The sequence below is a fragment of the Priestia sp. TRM10 genome (genome assembly GCF_057808375.1).
Genome location: NZ_JBJZOT010000002.1, coordinates 314,201 through 336,193 on the forward strand (window position 1 = coordinate 314,201; position 21,993 = coordinate 336,193).

Consider the following 21,993-nt stretch of genomic DNA (forward strand, 5'->3'; position numbering starts at 1 on the left):
TCTTTATTTACTGTGAGTTTTTAAATAGATAATAGAGATAATAATTGCCTTGGATGTAAATAATAAAATAGGAAAGAAACAGGTGCTGACGTTATTAAATTAGAAAATAGTTTTCACTTTCATTGACCATCATAATTAAGTTGTCATAGAAAATTTCGATTCGGAGGTTATAATATGAAAAAAATATTGATTACTTCTGGAATCAATATTGTTCTCATAGGATGTCTATTATTTTTACTGTTTTTTTATAAAGGATCTCAAGATCTACAAAATGAGGACGGGGAAGCAACAACTGTCAGTAATCCAGAAGAAATTGTAAGTCAAAACTGTATAGCTTGCCATGGAGACAACTTACAAGGCGGGTCTGGACCTCCTTTAAATAGAGTAGGTTTAAAATATCAACAAAATGAAATAGAAGATATTATTAATAATGGTAAAGGCGCTATGCCAGCGGGGGTTATTTCTGCGGAAGAGGCTAAAGTTGTGGCTGAATGGTTATCACACAAAGAGGAATAAGCATACATGGAACGATGGGTCAATGAATAAAAACATTTTTACGATTTAAATGAAATACAAAGCGGCCTGTGCCTAATAAATGTGACGCAAGCTGCTTTATATTTTACAAATGAATATAGTTAGAAAAAAGAAGACCAATTAAAAAAGACAGACCAAACAATGGTGTTAACTAATAAGCCACTAACTAAAAAAATCCATTGGTTTTCTTTCTCTTCCCAGCAAGTAACAATAAGGGCAATTCCAATTAGAACTCCGATAAAGGAAAGCCATGGGAATGGATCAAAGGTTTTTAAACAATAAATACCTAAGCAAAGTGTTAACAGTAAAGACAATAAAAGCTCACTGAATAATGATAATTCAGTTTTAATATGATTGTTCATTTTTATCCTCCTAAAAAGTATTTTATTTTCAATATCCTTATGACTTAGAATGCCGTTAATCTTTCTTAACAGCTATCCAAATTTAATTAAAAGCAAAGTGTAAATGTAACTTAAAGAGGAAGGCATCTTTAATTTACTCGGATATAAAGACGTTTATACGATGGGGAAATATCACAATGATTTCAAGAACAGGGCATATAGGAGGCAATTTTTAAACCCTTTAAAGTAAACATATTTGTGGCAGAATCTAATGTATATGAATTTATAAAACTGCTCAAACTAATAACGCTCTCCATTCATATAAATTTGAAAATCTTTTGCTAGTGATAAGCAAAAGGTTTTTTCAGTCTTTTATTTCGGATCTTTATTATTAAACTTATAGCAATTACTAATAAACCTTCTAAAGATGGCGAACCATTATACAAAAGTATGGACTTTAATTTAAAAGTAGTGAGATGGAGTTATCCCTCTAAAAAAGCACAAATCCGTTGATTGACAAGGAATCTGTGCCTTTTCTCTTCCTGCAACTATACTTTTACAAACTAATCATTTGTTGATTTAAGATGTTTCCTCTCTAATTCAACCCTATATTGATATAGCTGTAGTATGAGCAATAGATAATCACCTCGCTTCTCCCTCATTTTGACCAAATCCCGAAAAATTAGGTTATATTGTAGATACTACCTTCCTGTTAATCAAATCATTTCAGACTGATAATGTTTCCATTCGAATAAATGTTGATTCTTCATACTAAACATCATCCTTTTTTAAAATTGATAGTATTAGTATGTTTGTCATTGTTACAGATTGTTTTATAGCCCGGTTTCTTTAAATAAGCATCTTTCTTCGGATTAGGTGCTTTTTGCTTTGATGAAGAGAGAAGAATTAAATGACTTTTTGTTTGTACGCAATAGGCGTTCAGAAAGGTTTTTTGAATGAAAAATGAACTTTTATATTCCCTTTTTAAAAAAATGATTTACAAAACGTCAAATTGTTGGTATATTCTATTTAATAAATAATTCAAAAAATTTGGTTATTCAAAAAATTTAATTATTTATTATTTCGAAACAAAGAATATAAACACTAAGACAGGAGAGGTAGACATGATGAGAGCAACTGATTACAAATTAAAACCAAAAGTAAAAGAATTCTTAGAAGAACCTATAGGTCTTTATATTGATGGAAAATACGTACCAGCAGTTAATGGGGAAACATTCGATGTCGTTAATCCTGCTAATGAAGAGGTAATTGCACAAGTTAGCGAAGCACAAACTAAAGATATCGACATTGCCGTTCAAGCTGCCAAAAGAGCATTCGATGAAGGCGCGTGGGCAGAAATGGAAGCGGCTACACGCTCACATCTTATTTATAAGTTTGCAGATCTTTTGGAAGAAAACCGTGAAGAGCTTGCCCAACTCGAGGCTCTTGATAATGGTAAGCCATATAAAGTTGCCTTAACAGATGATGTTGATGGATCCATCCAACACTTCAGGTATTATGCGGGTTTTGCCACGAAAATCCAAGGAAAAACGACACAAGTATCTCCGGAATATGTCAATTACACTACACATGAACCTGTCGGAGTTGTAGGCCAAATTATTCCATGGAATTTCCCTCTCTTGATGGCTGCTTGGAAGCTCGGCTCTGCTTTAGCTGTTGGATGCACAGTTGTAATCAAACCTGCAAGTGAAACACCACTTTCTCTACTTTATATAGCAAAACTGTTCAAAGAAGCCGGTTTTCCAGACGGTGTAGTGAACATCACTCCTGGCTCTGGGCGTGTTGCTGGGGATGCCATTGTTACTCATAATTTGGTGAAAAAAGTGTCCTTTACTGGATCAACGGCTGTGGGAAAAGAAGTCATGAAAAAAGCTGCAGATCAAATCAAAGGAATCACGCTTGAACTAGGGGGTAAATCACCTAGCATTATCCTAGAAGACGCTAACCTAGAAGAAGCGATTGAAGGGGCATTTAACGGAACCATGTACAATCATGGACAAAACTGCAGTGCTTGCACACGAGTATATGTTCATCGCAAACACTATGATTATGTAGTAAAAGCATTGGCAGAACGCATGAATACGTTGAAACTAGGACCAGGAATGGATCCGGAAACAGATATGGGGCCACTTGTCTCAGCAAAACAAAAACAAACCGTTCTTGGCTACATCGAGCAAGGAAAAAGAGAAGGTGCACGTCTTGTTGCGGGAGGCGAAAAAACCTATGATACAGGCTATTTTGTTGAACCAGCCATTTTTGCAGATGTAACAGACGACATGACAATTGCACGTGAAGAAATCTTTGGACCCGTCATGTCAGTTTTCGTTTTTGATACGGTTGAAGAAGTTATTAAAAGAGCAAATGATAGCGATTACGGTTTGGCGGCTAGTGTTTGGACAGAAAATATCAAAAAAGGTCATTATATTTCTCGTAAACTAGAAGCAGGAACCGTTTGGATTAATGACGTTGGTCTTGAATGGGAGACAATGCCATTCGGTGGATATAAACAATCCGGTATTGGACGTGAAATGGGCGGAGAGTATGGCTTAGAGAACTACACAGAAGTGAAAAGTGTATATGTAAATATTAAATAAACACCGATTAGAAAACTTTAAAATCATGTAAATCTAGGGAAACTACACTTATCAGAAAATCAAATTCAATTTTTAAATAACATCTATATAATTATAAATTTCTAAATATTCAGTTTCTAATTATTTTATATTTAACTAACTTTTATTGGAGGGCTTACTATGTATAAACCTTTTGGAATGATCCCGGCTTTACCTACACCTATGAAAGAAGATAACAGTATTGACTATAAGGGGCTTGGACAAATTATCGAACATTTGATAGATGGAGGAATGAACTGCCTCTTAGTGGGGGGAAGTACAGGAGAATATTCCCTAATGAGCATGGAAGAACGAAAAGAAGTGATTAAATTTGTGTGTGAAACATCAAACGGTAGATTACCTGTGATGGCAGGTACGGGTTGTCATCGAACAGAAGATACCATTGAACTGACTAAATACGCAGCTGAAGTTGGGGCAGATTGTGCCTTAGTCATTAATCCTTATTATATGACAACGAGTAGACAAGGTATTATTGAGCATTACAAGGCAGTAGCAGAAAACACTAGCATCGGAATTGTCATCTATCATTATCCAGATGCTACAGGTGTTGAACTGGAGCCAGAATTAATTCATGAAATCAGTCAAATCGATGGAATTGTTGGGATTAAAAATACGGCGGATGGACAGCATACTTCTAAACTTATTGCATTGACAAAAGACGATCCAAACTTCGCAGTACTGACTGGATTTGAACATTTAATTTTACCTACATTAGCATTAGGGGGACATGGTGCTGTTGGGTTAGTCCACAACTTGGCTCCGAAAAAATTAGCAAAATTATATGATTTAATCGTAAATGAAAACAATGTAAAAGAAGCAACTAAATTAAATCAGGAACTGCTAGATTTATATAATGTTATTGAAGAAGAAACGATTCCAGGAACATTGAAAGCAGGCTTGGAAGCACTAGGATTATCAGGAGGCCCAAGTAGATTACCACTAGTACCTGCTTCTGAAGAGTTTAAGACAAAGATTGAAACCATATTAAATGAATTAGGGGAACTAAAGGTAAAGCAACACTAAACGAATTAGGGGAACTAGGGTTAAAACCAAATTAAACAAAGTAGGGGAATTATAAATACACAGGGAATAGGAGGAAACCCAATGAGAGATGTAATTGTAATAGGCGGTGGACTGGCAGGTTTGTCTGCTGCCTGGCGCCTTAAACACCATGATATTTTACTTTTAGAATCCGATGATCGTATTGGGGGGCGTGTACGATCTGAACGACGAGGAAATTATTGGTTAAATTGGGGCGGACATTTATATGCTGGAGCTGGTTCAGCTACAGATGAATTATTTAACTCTGTAGGAGTAACGGCAGCACCTGTACCTGGAATTTTAGCTGCCATGTCTTTGAATGGGAAGCTGCTTAAAGATGGTCCGGTTGAACTGTATCCATTTAGGGCCCCTATGTCATGGAAAGCTAGATTTGCTATGATACGTGCAGGTGCTAAAGTGCGTGCAGCTGTGATCAAATATGGCAAAATGGCAAAAAAACGTCCAGGAGAGGACTATAGAGTTCGACAACAACGAATTTTAGAATTTATGGCTGACCGAACGTTTGCCGAATTTACGGGTCAATTACCACCAGATGCAGATGCCATTTTTAGACCTACCGTTAGCCGTTCGACCGGCAGTCCGGAGACCATGACGGCAGGATCAGGTGTAGGATATTTCCACACGGTATGGAACAAAGATGATGGGTTAGGGAATAACATTGTTGGAGGACCCTCAACGCTTACGAACACGATTGCTTCAACATTAGGTGAACGCGTTCAATTAAATGCAAACGTTTTAGAAGTTCTTCAGAAAGAAGACCGTGTTGTCGTACACTATATGCAAAATGGCGTGAAGCATGTGGTGGAAGCACGTTATGCAGTACTCGCGACTCCTGCCACCATTACAAAAAAAATAGCGAGAAACATTGACCCAGAAATCGCAGACGCTCTTGGTAAGATTAAATATGGTCCACATGTTAGTGCAGCCTTTTTAACAAATGAAACAGGACCACAAGTTTGGGATGATGTCTATTCTTTTGCGACGCCTAAAAGGTCATTTGACATTATTCTTCATCAATCGAATCTAGTTCGTTCTTGGGAAAATGAGAGGAAACCAGGAAGTAGTTTTATGACATTTTCACCTGGAGAAAGCGGGCGTCGGCTCATTGATAAATCGGATGAGGAAATTATTCAATTGAAATTGAAAGATTTAAATGAAATATTTCCTGGTTTTAGTGATCATGTAGTGGAGGCTCACGTAATGAAATTTCCATTCGGATCAGCGTATATTTTTCCAGGTCGTGCAGAACTGCAGCCAATTTTAACAAAATCTGCGGGTCGATTTTTCTTAGCAGGTGATTATTTAGGTTCTTATTATACGGAAACGGCAATTCAAACAGGATTCACTGCAGCCCAAAATATTAATAGCTTACTGGAATTCGGGCTCCATGAATCTCAAAAAGAGAAGGAATTCAAAACGGCAGCTTCTAATTAATTACCATGATTTTGTTGGAGAATCCGTTAAACTCATTTTGAAATTATACTAAGACTTATATCAATTAAATAGCCCTCATTAAACCCAGTCATTTACAAAAAATGAACTCAATTTATGAGGGAATTATCAAAAAAATGTAATGGATAGAAAACGAAAAATACCCCATCTATTTTGAATATAATTTTACTGTATTTACTTCATAATCTTTTCGCCACCTTTGAAGATATAATAGCTGGCGAAAGTGACAAATGGGCATTCACTCGCAAAAATGCAAACGCTTACTTCACCAAAGAGATGATTCATTTATTCAATCTTTCCATTTGGTGAAGTAGGCAATCATTTTAGAAATAATTCTACAAAAAATAACTCTGGAATTCCTAGATCAAAATCTAGATTCATTCAGTTCTATTTTAAAGCGCTGTAGTGTACCATTCGACCCATTCAATATCGTTACTTCAGAAATATATTAGCAAAACTTTTGAAAGTAAATAAGTCATACTATTAGGTTTTGAAAGGATCGATAGTTTATTGAGAAGCATCGTTTTCTATATTTCACTATTAAGAACGGATGACATGAAATAAAAATTTATTTCAATCACGGGAGGGAAAATATGAATAAGGTCCGCACTATGGAAGAAATGCCTTTAAGTAGATTTCATTTCAAAATGTTTGCCTATAGCGGTGGGAGTGCATTCCTTGATGGATATATTATTGGAATTATTGCGGTAGCACTTTCTGTCATGCAGCGCCAAATTGATATGTCTTTAACTGTTACTGGTTTGATTGGAATGGCAACTCTTGCGGGGATGTTTGTTGGTGGAATGCTAGGAGGCTATCTGACAGACCTTATGGGTCGGAAGAAGATATTTATCATCAATATGCTTATCATAGCTATTGTGTCAACCCTTCAGTTTTTTATCAATGATCCTATGCAGTTGGTCATCTTACGGTTTATTTTAGGTATCATGATAGGCGCAGATTTTCCTATTGCAGGAGCTTTAATGACGGAATTTTCACCACAAAAAAATCGTGGCTCCTTACTTGGAGGACTTAATGGACTCTGGTATGTCGGCTACGCCAGTTCCTATTTGGTCGGTTACTTTATGTTATCTCTCGGTGATATAAGCTGGAGATGGATGCTTGTAAGCAGTGCGATTCCAGCAGTAATTATGTTTATTGCACGTTTAAAAATGCCGGAATCCCCTCGCTGGTTAGCTAACAAAGGAAGAGAAAAAGAGGCTAGAGCGATTGTTTACAAAATATACGGGAAGAATGTGGTGATGTCGAAGGAACCAGAGATCAAGGTGAAAACAACCTTTCTTGATATCTTTCGAAATGGAAATGGGAAATGGACTATGTTCGTAGCGGTCTTTTGGTCGCTTCAAGTCGTACCGACTTTTGCCATAGGAACCTATATCCCTGAGATCCTTGGCCAGTTTGGTTTTGCCAATGGAACAAAAGAATACTTAGGATCGGCAATCATTAATATCGTCTATCTTGTTGGCTTGTTTCCTTTTCTTTATTTGGTTGAACGATATGGAAGAAGACCGACGCTTATTTGGCCATTTTTAGTATGCTCGCTCTCTTTAATCGCACTGGGATTGGGGTCAGCCTCTGGAGCAAATATGTCATTCATTTTGATCGTCGTTCTCTTTATCATTTATGGAACGCTTAATACAGGAATGGGAATACATCAATGGATTTATCCAAACGAACTTTTCCCAACGCATATTCGAGGGACGGCGATGGGCTTTTCTACAGGGATAACTCGTATTACTTCTGCCATAGGTACACTTTTCTTTCCTGCATTTTTAGCAAACTATGGTGTGTCAGCTACATTTTATGCTTGTGGAGCAATGTATTTCATAGGATTTTTAGTCGCTCTATTCATGGCTCCAGAAACAAAGAATATGAGCTTATCGCAAGCTAGTTCAATGAACAAAGGGAGCGTTAACCCCCATAATAAGAGCTTCACACAGAAGAAAACGATTAATTAGAAAGTAAAAATCTTCATGAAACAGCAAAACAAGACTTAGAAAAAAGAATCTGTTTGTAAGGAAAAAGATTAATAGAAGGAGAAATGGTAGGGACCAATGAGATGTTGAATTTCTAGAGGGGGTTTGACCCGAATAGTAGCAAAGTTACTAATCGGTGTCATTCCTTTTATAGATAAGTCATTATATTTAAAATCTTAGCCTTTCTAAATAAAAGAAGGAAAGGCGAAAAAGATCATAAGAATCTTTACCAGAATCATAGAAATATAAAGGGAAACAGGGCTTGTGGAACTACTCATATATAGGTAGCTCTATCTATACAGGAGTCCTAAGTTTGAAATCGAAAAGCTTGTTAAATATTGTACAAAGGTGTCAGTTCCCACTACGAAAATGTAATTGATAAGATTCTTTAAGAGACTTTCACTGCACAAATAGCCAATAGTTTCTAACTCTTTCCTCAAGGATACAAAGTCATTAGTAAGGAGGAGTCTGTGAATGGGAACAAAAAGCAAACAAAAAGCTGGGATATATTTTTTAATGTTACTTGTTCCTTTATTTTGGGGTGGTGCATTTGGCGCTGCTAAACATGTAATTACCGAAATATCACCTATTACAGCAGCAACCTTACAATTTGGGCCCGCGGGTTTGATTTTATTATTAGTAGTAACTATGAGATCACAATGGAAGATAGATGTTTTAAAAAAACAATGGTTTGGCTTATTAATGATGGCTCTTACTGGTATTTTGGGATATAACGCTTTTTTCTTTGTCGCTCTAGGCTACACTTCTGCTATAAACGGATCATTGATTATGGCAACTACACCCGTTTTTGTAACATTTGGAGCCATATTATTTTTAAATGAAACTTGGAATGGGCGTCTAGGGATCGGACTATTATTATCTCTTATTGGTGTTTTTCTCGTCATAATTAAAGGATCATTAGAGACATTGGTTTCACTAACGTTTAACGCAGGAGATCTTTTGTTTGTAGCAGGCTTGATATGTTGGGTTATTCACGGTCTAATTGGAAAAGTTGTCATGAAAGAATCCCCTCCTCTTTTTACTACAACGATGACAATGTTGTTAGGTTCACTTTTTTTTGCAATTTGGTCTCTTTTTGAAGGGGGATGGGAAAAGGTTCTTAACATGTCCGGGCAATCCTGGATTGAGGTGCTATTCTTGATTGTGTGTTCATCCGTCGTTGCCTTCCTCCTTTGGAACAAAGGTATTTATCAAATTGGAGCTAGTAAGTCAAGTCTGTATATGAACCTAGTGCCTATCAATGCAACATGGATTGCCCTGCTCTTTTATGGGGCAACGATTACTTGGCAACAAATAGTCGGCATGTCAATGGTTATCATCGGCGTTTATGTTGCAACCACAACCCATAAGGTGAGTTTCATTCATTTAAAAAAGAAAAAAGCGAATAACACCATTATTTAGTAGAATATTCTCCAAATAGGAAAGGCTCTCGTATAATTGTCTTTCTGATTGTATTCTTTAGATAACGTAATACAATTTATGGAGGATTTTAGATATGAATTTCCTTAATCATGAAAATAAATTAATGTTACTATTTATCGGCGTAGAGGCATCTTTATAGGGGATTATTAATATTTTTGTATCATACTTTTACAAAATAGGTTTTTCACCAACACAGGTTGTTACAATGCGTGTTTTGTCCGCATCTTATTTTTAGTATTGTCCATTTTAATTGGTGTTTGTTTAGTATGATTGAAGAAACCGCTATTTCCATTGCATCAATTCTTCTTTACACAACACCCGCATTTGTAACTATTTTTCAAGAGTACTTTTTAAAGAATCTCTAATGAAATGCTGAGTTCTACATGCATAATTATCTTATTAGCTTGGATACATGCAGCCCTTGTAACAACATATACCTCTTAAGTAGCTTTATTATTCAATGCAATATCAATATATTAATGTCTGGAGTTAGTGTACAACCGAATCTGAGGTGAATGATATGGAAAAACTGTCGAGTTTAAGAGTTTACATCATTACAATAGCTGGTGCAGCATGTTGGGGACTTATTGGTTTATTTATTGCTCCATTATATACTCGTGGCTTTACGCCTTGGGACGTAGTTGCCATTCGAGGTATTTTTACGTTTGTTATCTTAATTCTGCTTATGGCCATATTTTATCGAGATCAGTTGCGTACAAGATTAATAGATCATGTTTTTTTTGCTGGTGCGGGAATTTTTAGTATCGCCTTATTTAATTTTTTTTACTTTGAAGTTTTTTCTCAATCGAGTTTATCCCTTGCAGTAACCCTTTTGTATACAGGTCCTTTATTTGTAACAATCTTATCTCGGCTCTTTTTTAAAGAGCCCTTGACCATTCGTAAAGGCTGGGCACTTGTTCTTGCTGTCACAGGTTGTGCATTTGTGGTAGGCCTACTGCCATTTGGCAAAGGAGCCATACCTATGAATACCTTATTGATGGGGATTCTATCTGGATTTTGTTATGCGTTGTATAGTATTTTCAGTAAACCTATAACAAAACGGTATTCTGCACTGACCATTACCACGTATACATTTCTTTATACAAGTATTTTTATGTTACTGACAAGTGACATAATAAGAAAGACTGATCAATTTCAATCTGTAGATGTTTGGGTGTCAGCGCTGTTGTTAGCATTAGTAGCAACGGTTGCAGGCTTTGCATTTTACACTTCAGGACTAAAGCATTTAGAAGCTAGTAAGGCTTCCATTTTAGCAACGATAGAGCCTATCATTGCCGTATTAACTGGAGTACTTTTTCTTGGGGAAAGTTTGCGGGGGTGGCAGGTGCTAGGGATCGCATTGGTTTTGTATTCGGCAATTCTTGTTACACAAGGGCAGTCTAAGGCTAAGAAAGCTATTGATATAAGCCATTCTAAATAAAAAGATTACACAAATTACGCTGAATGAATAGCGACTTTAGCTAATACCTGTTTAATTCTATTGATGAGTTCCCAAAATTGTTGAATTATCTTTACCCTTATTAGAGATTCAGATTGTTTCTGTATTTCTTACCCTGGCTACTTTAACCTAAAATACATTGATCCAATACAAAAAAAGGGCGCCATTCAGAAGGCTCCCTTTTTGTATTGGGCCATTCTCTTAAATATGAGATATAATAGACTAAAGGTGGATCAATTTTGACGGATAATCTACAAATCGAAGGTGAAAAGGGGATTTAAATGAGTTTAGATAATCCAGGAACAATAATTAATAAGATCGTTGAGATTAAAGATTCTTTACCAAAAAAACAAAGACAATTATGCGATTATATTCTAAAAAATACTCAGTCAATAGGGCTCATAACAGTTAAAGAGCTTGCCACTAATGCCAATGTTGGAATTTCAACTGTGATGCGTACAATAAATTCCTTAGGGTATGAGAATTTTAATGACTTGCGAAAAGATATCTACGATGAATCATTTCCTTCCAACTCAAGATGGGCATTGAAGAAATCAATTACAGAAGTTCAAAAGGAAGAGGGAAGAGATCCAACTTTAATCCAAGTTTGGAAAGAATCCGTTAATTTATTAAATAAATCATTAGACGCTGATTTAATGGAAAATTTCGAAATCACAATTGATGTCATTGAAAAATCGAGTCATATCAACATTTTAGGTTCTCGACCTTACAAAGCAACTGCCTTATATCTTGAACAGTTGCTTGGAGAATTCTATTCTAAAATAAGACAGCTAAGCCACGATACGGAAGTGATTTATGATAGGATTTTACAATTTGAAAAGGATGAAATTTTAGTGGTTTTTGCATTCGAACCATACACTAATCGAATTATTGAAGCCGTTAAGCTAGCTCATGAACTAGGAAATAGAATTATATTGATAACAGACTATATCTCATGTCCCGTTATTCCATATGCGTCCGTAATACTAAAAGTAGAAATTAATAAAGAACAATTTTCATTAGTACCTATTATCGCATTGATAGAGGCATTAGTCATTGAAATTGGCAAACGTTCATCAAAGGAATCAATTGAGAGGTTGAAGAAACTTGAGAAAACACTTATAGAAAAGAATGTAATCTTTTCATATTAAATTCAAAAAGAGTTACCAAAGGGTGATTTCTTTTGAATTTGAAACAAAACCAGATGATATTTATGACTTTAATGTCGATTGAAGTGGAGATCCATATATTGCACCATTATAGGAAGATATACTAGGGAACGGCTGATCATTGACTTTGACGAGTAACAAAATGTAGATAGGTAACCAAGTCACGACGAATTTCAAAAAATATTAAATGTAGTAAGAAACCTTTCATTTTTAATGGGAAGAGCTGAAAATGAAAGGTTTTTCTCATGAATTTACTTGTCTAGATGTGTGCATGGCATATAGCCTTTTAGTTCATATAACACATATTCTAGAAATAGAAGAAGCCTTAAATTATGAATTAAAGGCTTCTTATTACTATTTAAGGAATAACATCATATGCTCTTCATCTATATATGTATTGTTTAATCTTAAAGCGTTTTTTCTAGAAAAAACGCTGAAACCCGAATGATAAAATAAAGGTTTTTAGCAGCAATATTAGCAGTAACCCCACTTAAGTAAACCTGTTCAATTTCTTCTAAGGATTTTGCTTTTTTAACACAAGTTGCTATGAGTTTCCTTAAAATACCCGCCTTTCTATGGAATGGATAGACATACATGGCTACAATATTAGTACGATGTCTTAATTGAAGGCGAAGTTCTCTTTTTAAAGTTATAATTCATTCGTTTGGATGAGCAAATGCTCCAAATGTAAATGTATCTAGAGAAGAGAGTTTATCTTTAAAATTATCCATAGAGGAGTCTTTTTCTCCTTCATAACTAGGTTTAAATGATTATTCATAATTTTTAAATATTTAGGCCTGATACATTCCCGACATATTCAAAATATATAGTTGTTATAGAAAGTGTCGGAGGTATGAAAATGAACAAATATTTTTCTAAAGCTATTATGGCTTTCTTTACTATAGTAATTACTACTATAATAATCGCTTTCATTGTAGGTTCTTCTTTTAGAGGAAATACAACTGAAACAACAGAATCTACAAGTAAAACAGAAGGCGTTGTTACAAAATTATTAACAGACGAAATCGAAGATCAAGAAGAAGTAGAGCAAACGTATAGAGAGGAACTAGAAAGTGGGGAGTACAATGAGGATAACATGTTAGTCATACAAGACCCTTATGGTAATTCCCCATTAACAGCACTTGTATTATTCAAAACAGAAGAACCTTCAAAGGTAACCGTTGAAGTGCCTGGCCGTACGAAAAAGACAACCATTACCCATACGTATGAAGAGTATAAAACAACACATGAAATTCCTGTATTAGGATTACTAGCTAATACAACAAATAAGGTCATTGTAACTGTTGAAAATGAGAAGGGAAATGTAACGAAAAAAACGCTGAGTATGAAAACAGAAAAATTGCCTGACTATATTGGAAATATAAATGTTGAAAAAGCTAATACAGAAAAAATGGAACTGGAGAATAGTTCACTTACCTTCTTCGTTCCAAGTACAAAGTATCCATATGCATATGATACAAATGGAGATGTACGTTGGTATAATATAAGATACAACAGTCATGTATTCCAAGAACTTGAAAATGGTCATATTTTATACTTAACGAAAGCAGACAATAGTGATGACACTTATAACGAATTAGTAGAAATGGATTATCTAGGTAAGTACTATAAAATTTACGAATTGAATTCCGATAATGCGATTAATGAAGGTAAATCAGAAGAAATGACAATGGTTCATCACGATGCTATTGAACTACCGAGTGGTAATTTATTGCTAACAGTAAACGGAGATACAAATTACATTGAAGATATTATGATTGAATTGGACCGTGAGACTGGAGAAATCGTCAAAACAATCGATTTGAAGGACCTATTGCCAAGTGAGTTTTATGAAGAATATGATGAAACTACACGTGAAGATGGCAAAGTTGATTGGTTTCACCAAAATGCGGTTGTTTTTGATGAATCGGACAACAGTATTATTATCTCTAGCCGCAACCAAGATTTAATAATGAAAATTAATTATGAAACAAGTAAAATTATATGGATTATGGCAGATGAAGAAGGCTGGCCAGATGATTATAAACAATACTTAGTAGCTGGAACAGGTGATAGCTTCAAGTATACTGCAGGTCAACACGCCCCGGTAATTTTACCAGATCAAGATCATAATGAAGATACAATTGATCTTCTTGTATATGATAATAATGTTGTGGTAACACGCGGTAATGAATCGCTTTCAAAGGACTACAGCCGTGGTGTCCAATATCGTATTAACGAAAAGAAACTTACAGCAAAAGAAATTTGGAGTTTTGGTGAAGAACTAGGTGCTGATCACTTTACCAATATTGTTGGGAGTACGCGTTTCTTGCCTCAAACAGGTAACCGTTTAGTAAACTTTGGTTATTTAGATGAAGATACTCATAGTGCTATATTTGAAGTAAGTGAAAATGGTGAAGTTGTCTTTGAAGCAAATATTACAGATTTTCCAGCAGGTGCCCGTGCGTATCGTGGTGAACGATATTCCTTATATAATAATAACTGGGAATATTCATTGTAAATGAAGAGGATTCTTTAGGCTCTGCTTTAAACGTTTTTAAGAATCAAATACAAAAATGTCCGCCATCATATAAGGAATGGCGGACATATCATGTTGGTTATCAGAAGAAAAAGCGTAAATCCATTGGGTAACAATGGGTTTACGCTTTTTCTTTTCCTTTAGATATACTTTTACGATCGGTTTAATCTATATGTAGTTCAGCAACTAAGAGTAGAATGAATCTGCAATAGTATATACAGTTGGTTTTATCCATCAAGGTAAATCCTACGAAGATCGCGTATCTTCCCCTTTATCTTGGATACAATAACCTTTGACTTATAGGCGGGCATTTTATTAATACTAAAAGTCCTATAAAACTTCTATAACTAAGAACATTCAATATCAAGATGGGGGAGGGTTATGATGAAAAGCAAGGATATACACCCTGCGTTTCTTATTCTAGGAACAATTATTGTCCAAATGGGACTCGGAACAATTTATACATGGAGTTTATTCAACCAACCATTAGTTAATAAATTCGATTGGGAGCTTAGTTCCGTAGCTATAACGTTCTCTATCACAAGTTTTGCTTTAGCTTTTGCTACTTTATTTGCGGGAAGGCTACAGGAAAAATGGGGAATTCGTAAATTAATTGCCTTATCTGGTTTTATTCTCGGATTAGGGTTAATTCTTACCTCACAAGTTTCTTCGCTCCTTATGCTTTATTTGCTGGCAGGCATTGTTGTAGGTTTTGCTGATGGAACAGCCTATATTACCTCTTTATCTAACTTAATTAAATGGTTTCCGAATCGTAAAGGGCTCATTTCTGGAGTTTCCGTATCTGCATATGGATTAGGAAGCTTAATTTTTAAATACATTAATACAGAGCTCATTAATCATGTAGGTATCTCCCAAACTTTCTTCTATTGGGGTATCATCGTTATGGTCATGGTAGTTGGAGGATCTTTACTTCTAAGAGAAGCTATTATAGAGGAAACACCTATGAATACAGAGAGTACGCAGAATAAACGGGATTATACGGTTAAAGAAATGTTAGTAACGAAAGAGGTTTACCTGCTTTTCATTATGTTCTTTACAGCATGTATGAGTGGTTTATATTTGATTAGCATTGTTAAAGATATAGGTGTTCAATTAGCTGATTTAAATGTTGCTGTGGCAGCTAATGCAGTGGCTATGATTGCTATTTTTAATACAGTCGGTCGCCTTATTCTTGGTTCACTATCTGATAAGGTTAGTCGTTTAAAAGTCATTGCCTCCACGTTTTTAATTACAGCTATAGCTGTGCTTATGCTGAGTTTTGTTCAGTTGAATTATGGAATTTTCTTCGCTTGTGTCGCAACCATCGCTTTTTGTTTTGGTGGAAATATTACTATATTTCCTGCTATTGTAGGAGATTTTTTCGGTTTGAAAAATCATAGTAAAAACTATGGAATTGTCTATCAAGGTTTTGGTTTGGGAGCGCTTGCTGGCTCCTTTATTGGAGCATTTTTAGGAGGATTTAAACCAACATTTATTACTATAGGGATTCTTTGCATTCTATCTTTTATTATAGCTATTCTCATTAAACCACCTAGCTACTCAAATGGAAAAATGAATTAGTGATATCACAAAAGCTAAATAGGTGTAACAACAATGGGGAGTAGAGCTAATCTATTTTTATAAGCCTATTCTATATTTGCACGCTGTATAAATAGCGAATAAATAGACATGTGAAACAAAAATAGACACATTGCAAACATTCATATAAAAACAACTCTCGCTAGCAAAAAGAGCATCTAATATCATTATTAGATGCTCTTTTTGCTTTCCTAATCCAGTTAGTACTAAAACCGACCACACTTTCGCTATTTAACACACCTGATCACGAAAAGGTTAAGATCTTTTTATGAAAAATTCTCAAATATTAATGATTAGAAAGGGGGATAAATACAACAAGGGATTGTAATTAAATATTTAGGATTGACAACAGATTGTTTAACCCTATAAACTATAATTTGTGGTATTGTTTAACCCTATAAACTATATAGAGAAAGGGGAGAGGAAATTGACTAAAAGAAACTTATACCAAGCGGTTAAACTTTTTGAAGACGTTTTGCTTACAGGCTCTGAAGTGATTAGTAAAAAAGTGGACCAAAATTTGTTTGATCACGTTTCTAAACAGCAGTTTGAGCTGTTAAACACGCTCAAAATTAAAGGTCCTTCTTCACCAGGGAACTTGGCTCTTGTGCAATGCGTACATAAAAGTGCGATTTCAAACCGATTGAAAAAATTGCTAAATAAAGGCTTAGTTCAATGGGAAAACCCTGATGCAAATGACGATAAGCGCTCAAAATTAGTAAGCATTACCCCTCAAGGTGAAAAGCTTATTAGTGAAATGGATCAAGCAATTTTTGCTGTCATTGAGGACATATTAAGCAACATAGAAGATGAAAAAATTGATACATTTATCGACATTTTCACAACCGTAAAAGAAACGTTAATTGCAAAAGGAGATAGTACAGATGAGACTAATCATTAAGTTTAAATGGGTAATCGCTGCTTTATTGATTGTCCTAACAGCTGCGTTGATGCTAACGGCTCCTAACTTAACAAAGCTTGCGAACGAAAAGGGGCAAACACAGCTTCCAGATGATGCGGTTTCTCAGCGAGCCGCTGAAATCTTAAAAGATGCAGGAGAAGACAATAACACGATAAGCGTTGTTGTTACGCTAGATAAAGCGTTGGATGAACAGCAAGAAAAAGATATTCAAAGCTTAATAGACAAAATGGAAGATATTAAAGGGGTGAAGTCGATTACAACTCCTTTAACAGAAGACAAAGAAGTACGAGAACAGCTGATGTCAAAAGATGAAACAACCGTACTTATTCCGGCAACTGTTGAAGGATCTGATGAAGAAGTTGAAAAAATTGCAGATGATATTTATAAAGAAACACCAAAAAGTTTAACAACATCAACATATGTAACAGGGGCATCTCTCATTAACCAAGACTTTGCACACAGTTCTGAAGATGGACTGAAGAAAACAGAAGTGATTACAGTTTTCTTAATTTTAGGGTTGCTTCTTGTTGTATTCCGTTCAATTGTGACGCCATTCGTTCCTATTTTGATTGTCGGTGTTACGTATTTAATTAGTCAGTCATTGTTGGCCATTTTAGTGCACAGTTTTGACTTCCCAATTTCTACGTTTACACAAACGTTTTTAGTAGCAATCTTGTTTGGAATTGGCACAGACTACTGTATTTTAATTCTCACTCGCTTCCGTGAAGAGCTTGCGAACGGACATGATAAAGTAGAAGCAACATTAATTGCTTACCGCACAGCAGGAAGAACATTATTTATTAGCGGAATTGCTGTTTTAATTGGTTTTGCAGCCATTGGATTTGCAAAATTTGCGATCTTCCAATCTGCTGTCGGTGTAGCCGTTGGAGTTGCTATTTTACTTCTTGTGCTATTTACACTTTTACCATTGTTCCTCGTTACGATTGGTCCGAAACTTTTCTGGCCATCGAAAAAAGTGATTTCACATAGTGAAAATAAACTGTGGGGATTTTTAGGGAAGCATTCTGTAAGAAGACCATTTTTATTCTTAGTCATCACAGCGATCGTCACAGTACCGTTTATTCTCACATATGACGAGGAAATTTCATTTGACTCAACGGCGGAAATTAGCAGCGACTATAAATCCATTAAAGGATTAAACGCTATGAGTGAAGCGATTGGAGAAGGAAAGGCATTTCCTGTTACAGTCGTTATCAACGGGGATAAAGACTTAACAACAGCCAAAAGTATTCCATACTTAGGAAACCTCAGCAAAGAGATCGAAAAAGTAGATAACGTTGACTCAGTTATGACAATTACACAGCCAACAGGTGAGCGGATTAAAGATTTATACGTTGATTCACAGCTAGGGATTGTTTCAAATGGCCTTGGCGATACAATCAATGGTCTTAACGATGTAAAAAAAGGGTTAACAACGGTCCAAAATGGACTAAATCAAATTTCAAATGAAACAAGTGCTTCCTCAGGAAACAGCGGAAGTTCTCTTTCACAAGCTTCAGACGGCTTAACACAAGCAAATGAACAGCTTGGACTTGTAAGTCAAAAACTTGCTTTAACAGGAAACGTTGACGAAGCTCTTCCGCAAATCACAGCGATTAATAGACAACTTGGCACAATTGCAGAAGGTCTACAAGGAGCAAACACGCAAATTGAAGGAGCACAGCAACAAACAAAAGCGCTAAGTGAAAACTTAAGCAAACTTTCTCAAGGTGTGAAAGATGCCAATGATGGATTAACACAAATTTCGGATGGTCTTACAAAAGCAAAAGACATGTTAGGGAATATGAGCAACAGTCAAACTGTTCGTGAAACAGGCATTTATATTCCAGAAGAAACCATGCAAAATGAAGATTTTAAACAATCGATTGACACCTATTCATTTGATGATGGAAAAGGTTTAAAACTAAGCGTTGTGTTAGATTCAAATCCGTATTCTGAAAAAGCAATCACAACGGTGAAAGATATTGAAGAAGCGATAGATCGTGCTGTTGTTGATACACCTTTTGAAGATGCTGAAATTGTGTATGGCGGCATTTCAAGTTCAAATGCAGACTTAAACGATATTTCCACAACAGATCTTTCAAGAACCATGATTATTATGATGGTTGGACTTTTCGTGGTGCTTACCGTTTTATTCCGTTCGATGATTATGCCTGTATATATGATTGCTTCACTGCTTGTCACCTACTACACAGCGATTTCGATTTCGGAGTTTCTATTTGTAAATGTGATGGGTGAGAGTGGTATAAGCTGGGCTGTTCCATTCTTTAGCTTTGTTATTTTAATTGCATTAGGAATTGACTATTCTATTTTCTTACTTGATCGTTTCCAAGAAGAAGTTAAGGAAAGCATACCAGATGCAATGGTAATATCAATGCGTAAAATGGGATCTGTCATTATTACAGCATCCATTATTTTAGCAGGAACGTTCGCAGCTATGATTCCATCAGGCGTTCTTACGCTTGTTCAAGTTGCAACAGTCATTATCATTGGGTTGCTCCTATACGGAATTGTCATTTTACCACTGCTTATCCCAGCAGTAACTGTTACGTTTTCTGAAGGAAACTGGTGGCCATTTCGCCGTAAGAAAAGAGAAGAATAAGTAAAAGAGGAGCTTCCTACATGGAGGCTCCTTTTCTATTTATTATATTCAGGGTGGTGATGGCTCGGACATCCAAATAAGTAACAATCAGTTTAAAAAGAAGGAGGGAATTCTCGGGATGAGAAAGGGAAGCAACATTTTTATTATATTTTCAAATTCTTTAAGATGCTTCAATTCGTCTTTTATATATTCTTTACGATCATCTTCTGACCAGCTTTCCTCCCTATCTTCCTTAGCATCTTTAATGTTTTGCTTTTTCTCTGTAATGAGGCTTTGTAATAATTCCTGAGCACGAGGCATATCGTTCATTTGAAAGAGAGCGTACTTAAATCCGCTAACCCAATGAGGATCTTTAAAATAGTCATTTCAACCTTTCTCATACCAAGTGATAGCTTCCTTTAATTGTAGTGCTCTTTCATTTGTATTCAAAAGATAGCTCCTTTTTTAGAAAATATAAAGGTATTTGAAGGAATCAGAAGAAAAGGTCAGAAGTTATGACTAAGACCTTTTTTAATTTATCATGTTTTAAAAGTGTGAAGGAGGGATGAAAAAGAATTTACTTGCAAGATAGGAGGAACAGAAACTGCCCTCGTGCTATATCATAAAAAGGTTGAGGGAAATATGTTAAAATAAGAACATTCCCAATTCTTATAAAAAGTATGGATGGTGTTCAAAAAACGAGAGGAGGGATGAGAGAAGTATATTTTCATACAAACTCTTCTCTACATTGTTATATGAAAAATATTTCGTTAATTTTTGTTTTTGGGCTTTTTGCTCTTTCATTTGTTTTATTTCTTCTCACAGGTCTTCAGTACATTGTGAGCCTTTTTCTCGACGTGCACTATACACATCAATATAGTTCACTTTTTTTATCTTTGCACGTTTGTCTTGGGTTCCTAATTCTTGTACCTGTGGATGTGATTTTAGAAGATGTTATGAGACACTTTCAAGGAAACAACAAAAAGAGGATTATTTTATCTCACGTTTTTCAGTTTCTTTTATTTTTTCTTTATATGAAAACAATGGTCGCTTTTATGAACATTGCGACATTCGACTCTATTGTTTCAGAAGTCTTGCTCTATACCACTATGTACGCTATATTCTTTGCGCTTGAACTTATAGGTGATAGGGTGAAAAAGGAAGATGAACAGAGATTTCACCTTCACAAATAACGGGAGAGAACAGCGTTTACTCGGGTACATAGAGAAAATAATAAAAGAAATTGAACTGTTTCCTATACAAAAATAGCTCGCGAGCATATGGTCGCGAGCTATTTTGCTTATTTAGATGGCACTTTTTCTTCTGTTAAATCATGATGAAGCGCAGGATCTGGAACATTTGGATTTGGAGCTTGTCCTTGTGGCTGAGGATTTTCGACATGAACGTACTTTCCAGTTCCGTCTGGTGCTGTTCCTTGTGACCATGGACCTTCTTTTGAAGCTGTTCCTTCTGAGAGATCCCAGAATTTATATGCTTCTTCTTGAGCTTCTTTTTCAGCTTCAGGTGGGAATGAAGAAGGAACAACAACGCCATTCTTTTCTTCTAATTCATTGATAGCTTCCATCCACTGATATTGATGATAACGGTCACGAGCAAGCATTTTACGGAACACTTTGCGTACCCCTTCATCTTCTGTCATATGATATAAACGTGCTACTTGAAGTCTTCCTTGACTTTCCGCATGTAAATTTGAACGCATATCTGCTAAAAGGTTACCGCTTGCTACAATATAGTTTCCGTTCCACGGTACTCCTTGAGAATTTGATGGTAAACCGCCTAATCCACTTACAAGTAGATGTTGAGGGTTAATTCCACCCATAATAGCTGCTGTTGCTGGATCTTTAGCTGCTTCTGCTTGATCTTCTGGGGAAGCTCCATCTAAAAGCTGGCTAATAAGAGAACAAAGCATTTCAACATGACCAATCTCTTCTGTACCAATGTCCATTAACATATCTTTATACTTTTCATTTCCCCGACAGTTAAACCCTTGAAAGAGATATTGCATCATAACCGTCATTTCTCCAAATTGTCCGCCTAAAACTTCTTGTACTTGTTTTGCTAGCATTGGGTCTGGCTTATCCACTTTTACTTCGAACTGTAACTCTTTTTGATGACGAAACATAACACAAATTCCTCCTCTTGTTTAATAGAATGTCCCTTCTCATCTACCCTGTTTTTCTTTCCTTTAATCACTTTATT

General features: G+C 35.7%; 17 protein-coding genes. 14 read left to right on the top strand and 3 right to left on the bottom strand.

What is annotated here, in order from left to right:
- Positions 1-174: 174 nt before the first annotated feature.
- Entirely contained in the window at positions 175-516 is a 342-nt protein-coding gene (locus ACK3CR_RS01575; RefSeq protein ID WP_243509599.1) for a c-type cytochrome, read from the top strand.
- A 119-nt stretch (positions 517-635) separates the two neighbouring features.
- Here ACK3CR_RS01575 and ACK3CR_RS01580 read toward each other — a convergent pair whose 3' ends face one another.
- On the bottom strand, positions 636-896 hold the full coding sequence (locus ACK3CR_RS01580; protein WP_061804384.1) for a hypothetical protein: 261 nt from the start codon (positions 894-896) through the stop codon (positions 636-638).
- A 1,106-nt stretch (positions 897-2,002) separates the two neighbouring features.
- On the opposite strand from ACK3CR_RS01580, the gene ACK3CR_RS01585 reads away from it, so the two are divergent.
- The 8 genes from ACK3CR_RS01585 (at position 2,003) to ACK3CR_RS01620 (ending at position 12,093) form a co-directional block, all read left to right on the top strand.
- Positions 2,003-3,490 (top strand): aldehyde dehydrogenase family protein, encoded by a 1,488-nt coding sequence (locus ACK3CR_RS01585; protein WP_488974799.1) that lies wholly within the window; start codon positions 2,003-2,005, stop codon positions 3,488-3,490.
- Positions 3,491-3,649: 159 nt separating this feature from the next.
- Entirely contained in the window at positions 3,650-4,552 is a 903-nt protein-coding gene (gene dapA / locus ACK3CR_RS01590; protein ID WP_488974620.1) for a 4-hydroxy-tetrahydrodipicolinate synthase, read from the top strand.
- Between the two features lie 81 nt (positions 4,553-4,633).
- On the top strand, positions 4,634-6,025 hold the full coding sequence (locus ACK3CR_RS01595) for a protoporphyrinogen/coproporphyrinogen oxidase (protein WP_488974621.1): 1,392 nt from the start codon (positions 4,634-4,636) through the stop codon (positions 6,023-6,025).
- Between the two features lie 611 nt (positions 6,026-6,636).
- A complete protein-coding gene (locus ACK3CR_RS01600) occupies positions 6,637-8,022 on the top strand; it encodes an MFS transporter (protein ID WP_328125207.1) in 1,386 nt (461 codons plus the stop codon).
- A gap of 492 nt (positions 8,023-8,514) precedes the next feature.
- The gene (locus tag ACK3CR_RS01605; RefSeq protein ID WP_488974622.1) at positions 8,515-9,462 is read left to right on the top strand and encodes a DMT family transporter; all 948 of its coding nucleotides are present in this window, start codon (positions 8,515-8,517) and stop codon (positions 9,460-9,462) included.
- A gap of 287 nt (positions 9,463-9,749) precedes the next feature.
- Positions 9,750-9,848 (top strand): hypothetical protein, encoded by a 99-nt coding sequence (locus tag ACK3CR_RS01610; RefSeq protein WP_488974623.1) that lies wholly within the window; start codon positions 9,750-9,752, stop codon positions 9,846-9,848.
- A 155-nt stretch (positions 9,849-10,003) separates the two neighbouring features.
- Positions 10,004-10,924, top strand: coding sequence for a DMT family transporter (locus ACK3CR_RS01615; protein ID WP_328123627.1), 921 nt, complete (start codon positions 10,004-10,006; stop codon positions 10,922-10,924).
- A 299-nt stretch (positions 10,925-11,223) separates the two neighbouring features.
- A complete protein-coding gene (locus ACK3CR_RS01620) occupies positions 11,224-12,093 on the top strand; it encodes a MurR/RpiR family transcriptional regulator (protein ID WP_328123628.1) in 870 nt (289 codons plus the stop codon).
- Between the two features lie 425 nt (positions 12,094-12,518).
- On the opposite strand, the gene ACK3CR_RS01625 is transcribed toward ACK3CR_RS01620, so the two are convergent.
- Positions 12,519-12,767 (bottom strand): GNAT family N-acetyltransferase, encoded by a 249-nt coding sequence (locus ACK3CR_RS01625; protein ID WP_488974800.1) that lies wholly within the window; start codon positions 12,765-12,767, stop codon positions 12,519-12,521.
- A 203-nt stretch (positions 12,768-12,970) separates the two neighbouring features.
- Between ACK3CR_RS01625 and ACK3CR_RS01630 the strand changes: the two genes are divergently transcribed.
- The 5 genes from ACK3CR_RS01630 to ACK3CR_RS01650 all read left to right on the top strand — a co-directional run bounded on the left by ACK3CR_RS01630 (position 12,971) and on the right by ACK3CR_RS01650 (position 20,966).
- Positions 12,971-14,632 (top strand): aryl-sulfate sulfotransferase, encoded by a 1,662-nt coding sequence (locus ACK3CR_RS01630; protein ID WP_328123629.1) that lies wholly within the window; start codon positions 12,971-12,973, stop codon positions 14,630-14,632.
- Between the two features lie 402 nt (positions 14,633-15,034).
- Entirely contained in the window at positions 15,035-16,231 is a 1,197-nt protein-coding gene (locus tag ACK3CR_RS01635; RefSeq protein ID WP_488974801.1) for an L-lactate MFS transporter, read from the top strand.
- 445 nt (positions 16,232-16,676) lie between these two features.
- Positions 16,677-17,150 carry a MarR family winged helix-turn-helix transcriptional regulator gene (locus ACK3CR_RS01640; RefSeq protein WP_243509596.1) on the top strand — a complete coding sequence of 158 codons (474 nt, stop codon included), beginning with the start codon at positions 16,677-16,679 and terminating at the stop codon, positions 17,148-17,150.
- Positions 17,134-19,794: an MMPL family transporter gene (locus ACK3CR_RS01645; RefSeq protein WP_488974624.1), complete on the top strand. Its 2,661-nt coding sequence runs from the start codon at positions 17,134-17,136 to the stop codon at positions 19,792-19,794. The genes ACK3CR_RS01640 and ACK3CR_RS01645 overlap by 17 nt, the downstream gene beginning before the upstream one ends.
- Positions 19,795-20,483: 689 nt before the next feature.
- Positions 20,484-20,966, top strand: coding sequence for a hypothetical protein (locus tag ACK3CR_RS01650; protein ID WP_243509590.1), 483 nt, complete (start codon positions 20,484-20,486; stop codon positions 20,964-20,966).
- 107 nt (positions 20,967-21,073) lie between these two features.
- Here the strand turns inward: ACK3CR_RS01650 and ACK3CR_RS01655 are convergent, their stop codons facing one another.
- On the bottom strand, positions 21,074-21,916 hold the full coding sequence (locus tag ACK3CR_RS01655; RefSeq protein ID WP_328123631.1) for a manganese catalase: 843 nt from the start codon (positions 21,914-21,916) through the stop codon (positions 21,074-21,076).
- Positions 21,917-21,993 lie beyond the last annotated feature (77 nt).

Excerpts from the sequence above, each read along its gene's own strand:
- ACK3CR_RS01575 (WP_243509599.1), top strand. The coding sequence starts at position 175 with ATGAAAAAAATATTGATTACTTCTGGAATCAATATTGTTCTCATAGGA.
- ACK3CR_RS01580 (WP_061804384.1), bottom strand. The coding sequence starts at position 896 with ATGAACAATCATATTAAAACTGAATTATCATTATTCAGTGAGCTTTTA.
- ACK3CR_RS01585 (WP_488974799.1), top strand. The coding sequence starts at position 2,003 with ATGAGAGCAACTGATTACAAATTAAAACCAAAAGTAAAAGAATTCTTA.
- dapA (WP_488974620.1), top strand. The coding sequence starts at position 3,650 with ATGTATAAACCTTTTGGAATGATCCCGGCTTTACCTACACCTATGAAA.
- ACK3CR_RS01595 (WP_488974621.1), top strand. The coding sequence starts at position 4,634 with ATGAGAGATGTAATTGTAATAGGCGGTGGACTGGCAGGTTTGTCTGCT.
- ACK3CR_RS01600 (WP_328125207.1), top strand. The coding sequence starts at position 6,637 with ATGAATAAGGTCCGCACTATGGAAGAAATGCCTTTAAGTAGATTTCAT.
- ACK3CR_RS01605 (WP_488974622.1), top strand. The coding sequence starts at position 8,515 with ATGGGAACAAAAAGCAAACAAAAAGCTGGGATATATTTTTTAATGTTA.
- ACK3CR_RS01610 (WP_488974623.1), top strand. The coding sequence starts at position 9,750 with ATGATTGAAGAAACCGCTATTTCCATTGCATCAATTCTTCTTTACACA.
- ACK3CR_RS01615 (WP_328123627.1), top strand. The coding sequence starts at position 10,004 with ATGGAAAAACTGTCGAGTTTAAGAGTTTACATCATTACAATAGCTGGT.
- ACK3CR_RS01620 (WP_328123628.1), top strand. The coding sequence starts at position 11,224 with ATGAGTTTAGATAATCCAGGAACAATAATTAATAAGATCGTTGAGATT.
- ACK3CR_RS01630 (WP_328123629.1), top strand. The coding sequence starts at position 12,971 with ATGAACAAATATTTTTCTAAAGCTATTATGGCTTTCTTTACTATAGTA.
- ACK3CR_RS01635 (WP_488974801.1), top strand. The coding sequence starts at position 15,035 with ATGAAAAGCAAGGATATACACCCTGCGTTTCTTATTCTAGGAACAATT.
- ACK3CR_RS01645 (WP_488974624.1), top strand. The coding sequence starts at position 17,134 with ATGAGACTAATCATTAAGTTTAAATGGGTAATCGCTGCTTTATTGATT.
- ACK3CR_RS01650 (WP_243509590.1), top strand. The coding sequence starts at position 20,484 with ATGAGAGAAGTATATTTTCATACAAACTCTTCTCTACATTGTTATATG.
- ACK3CR_RS01655 (WP_328123631.1), bottom strand. The coding sequence starts at position 21,916 with ATGTTTCGTCATCAAAAAGAGTTACAGTTCGAAGTAAAAGTGGATAAG.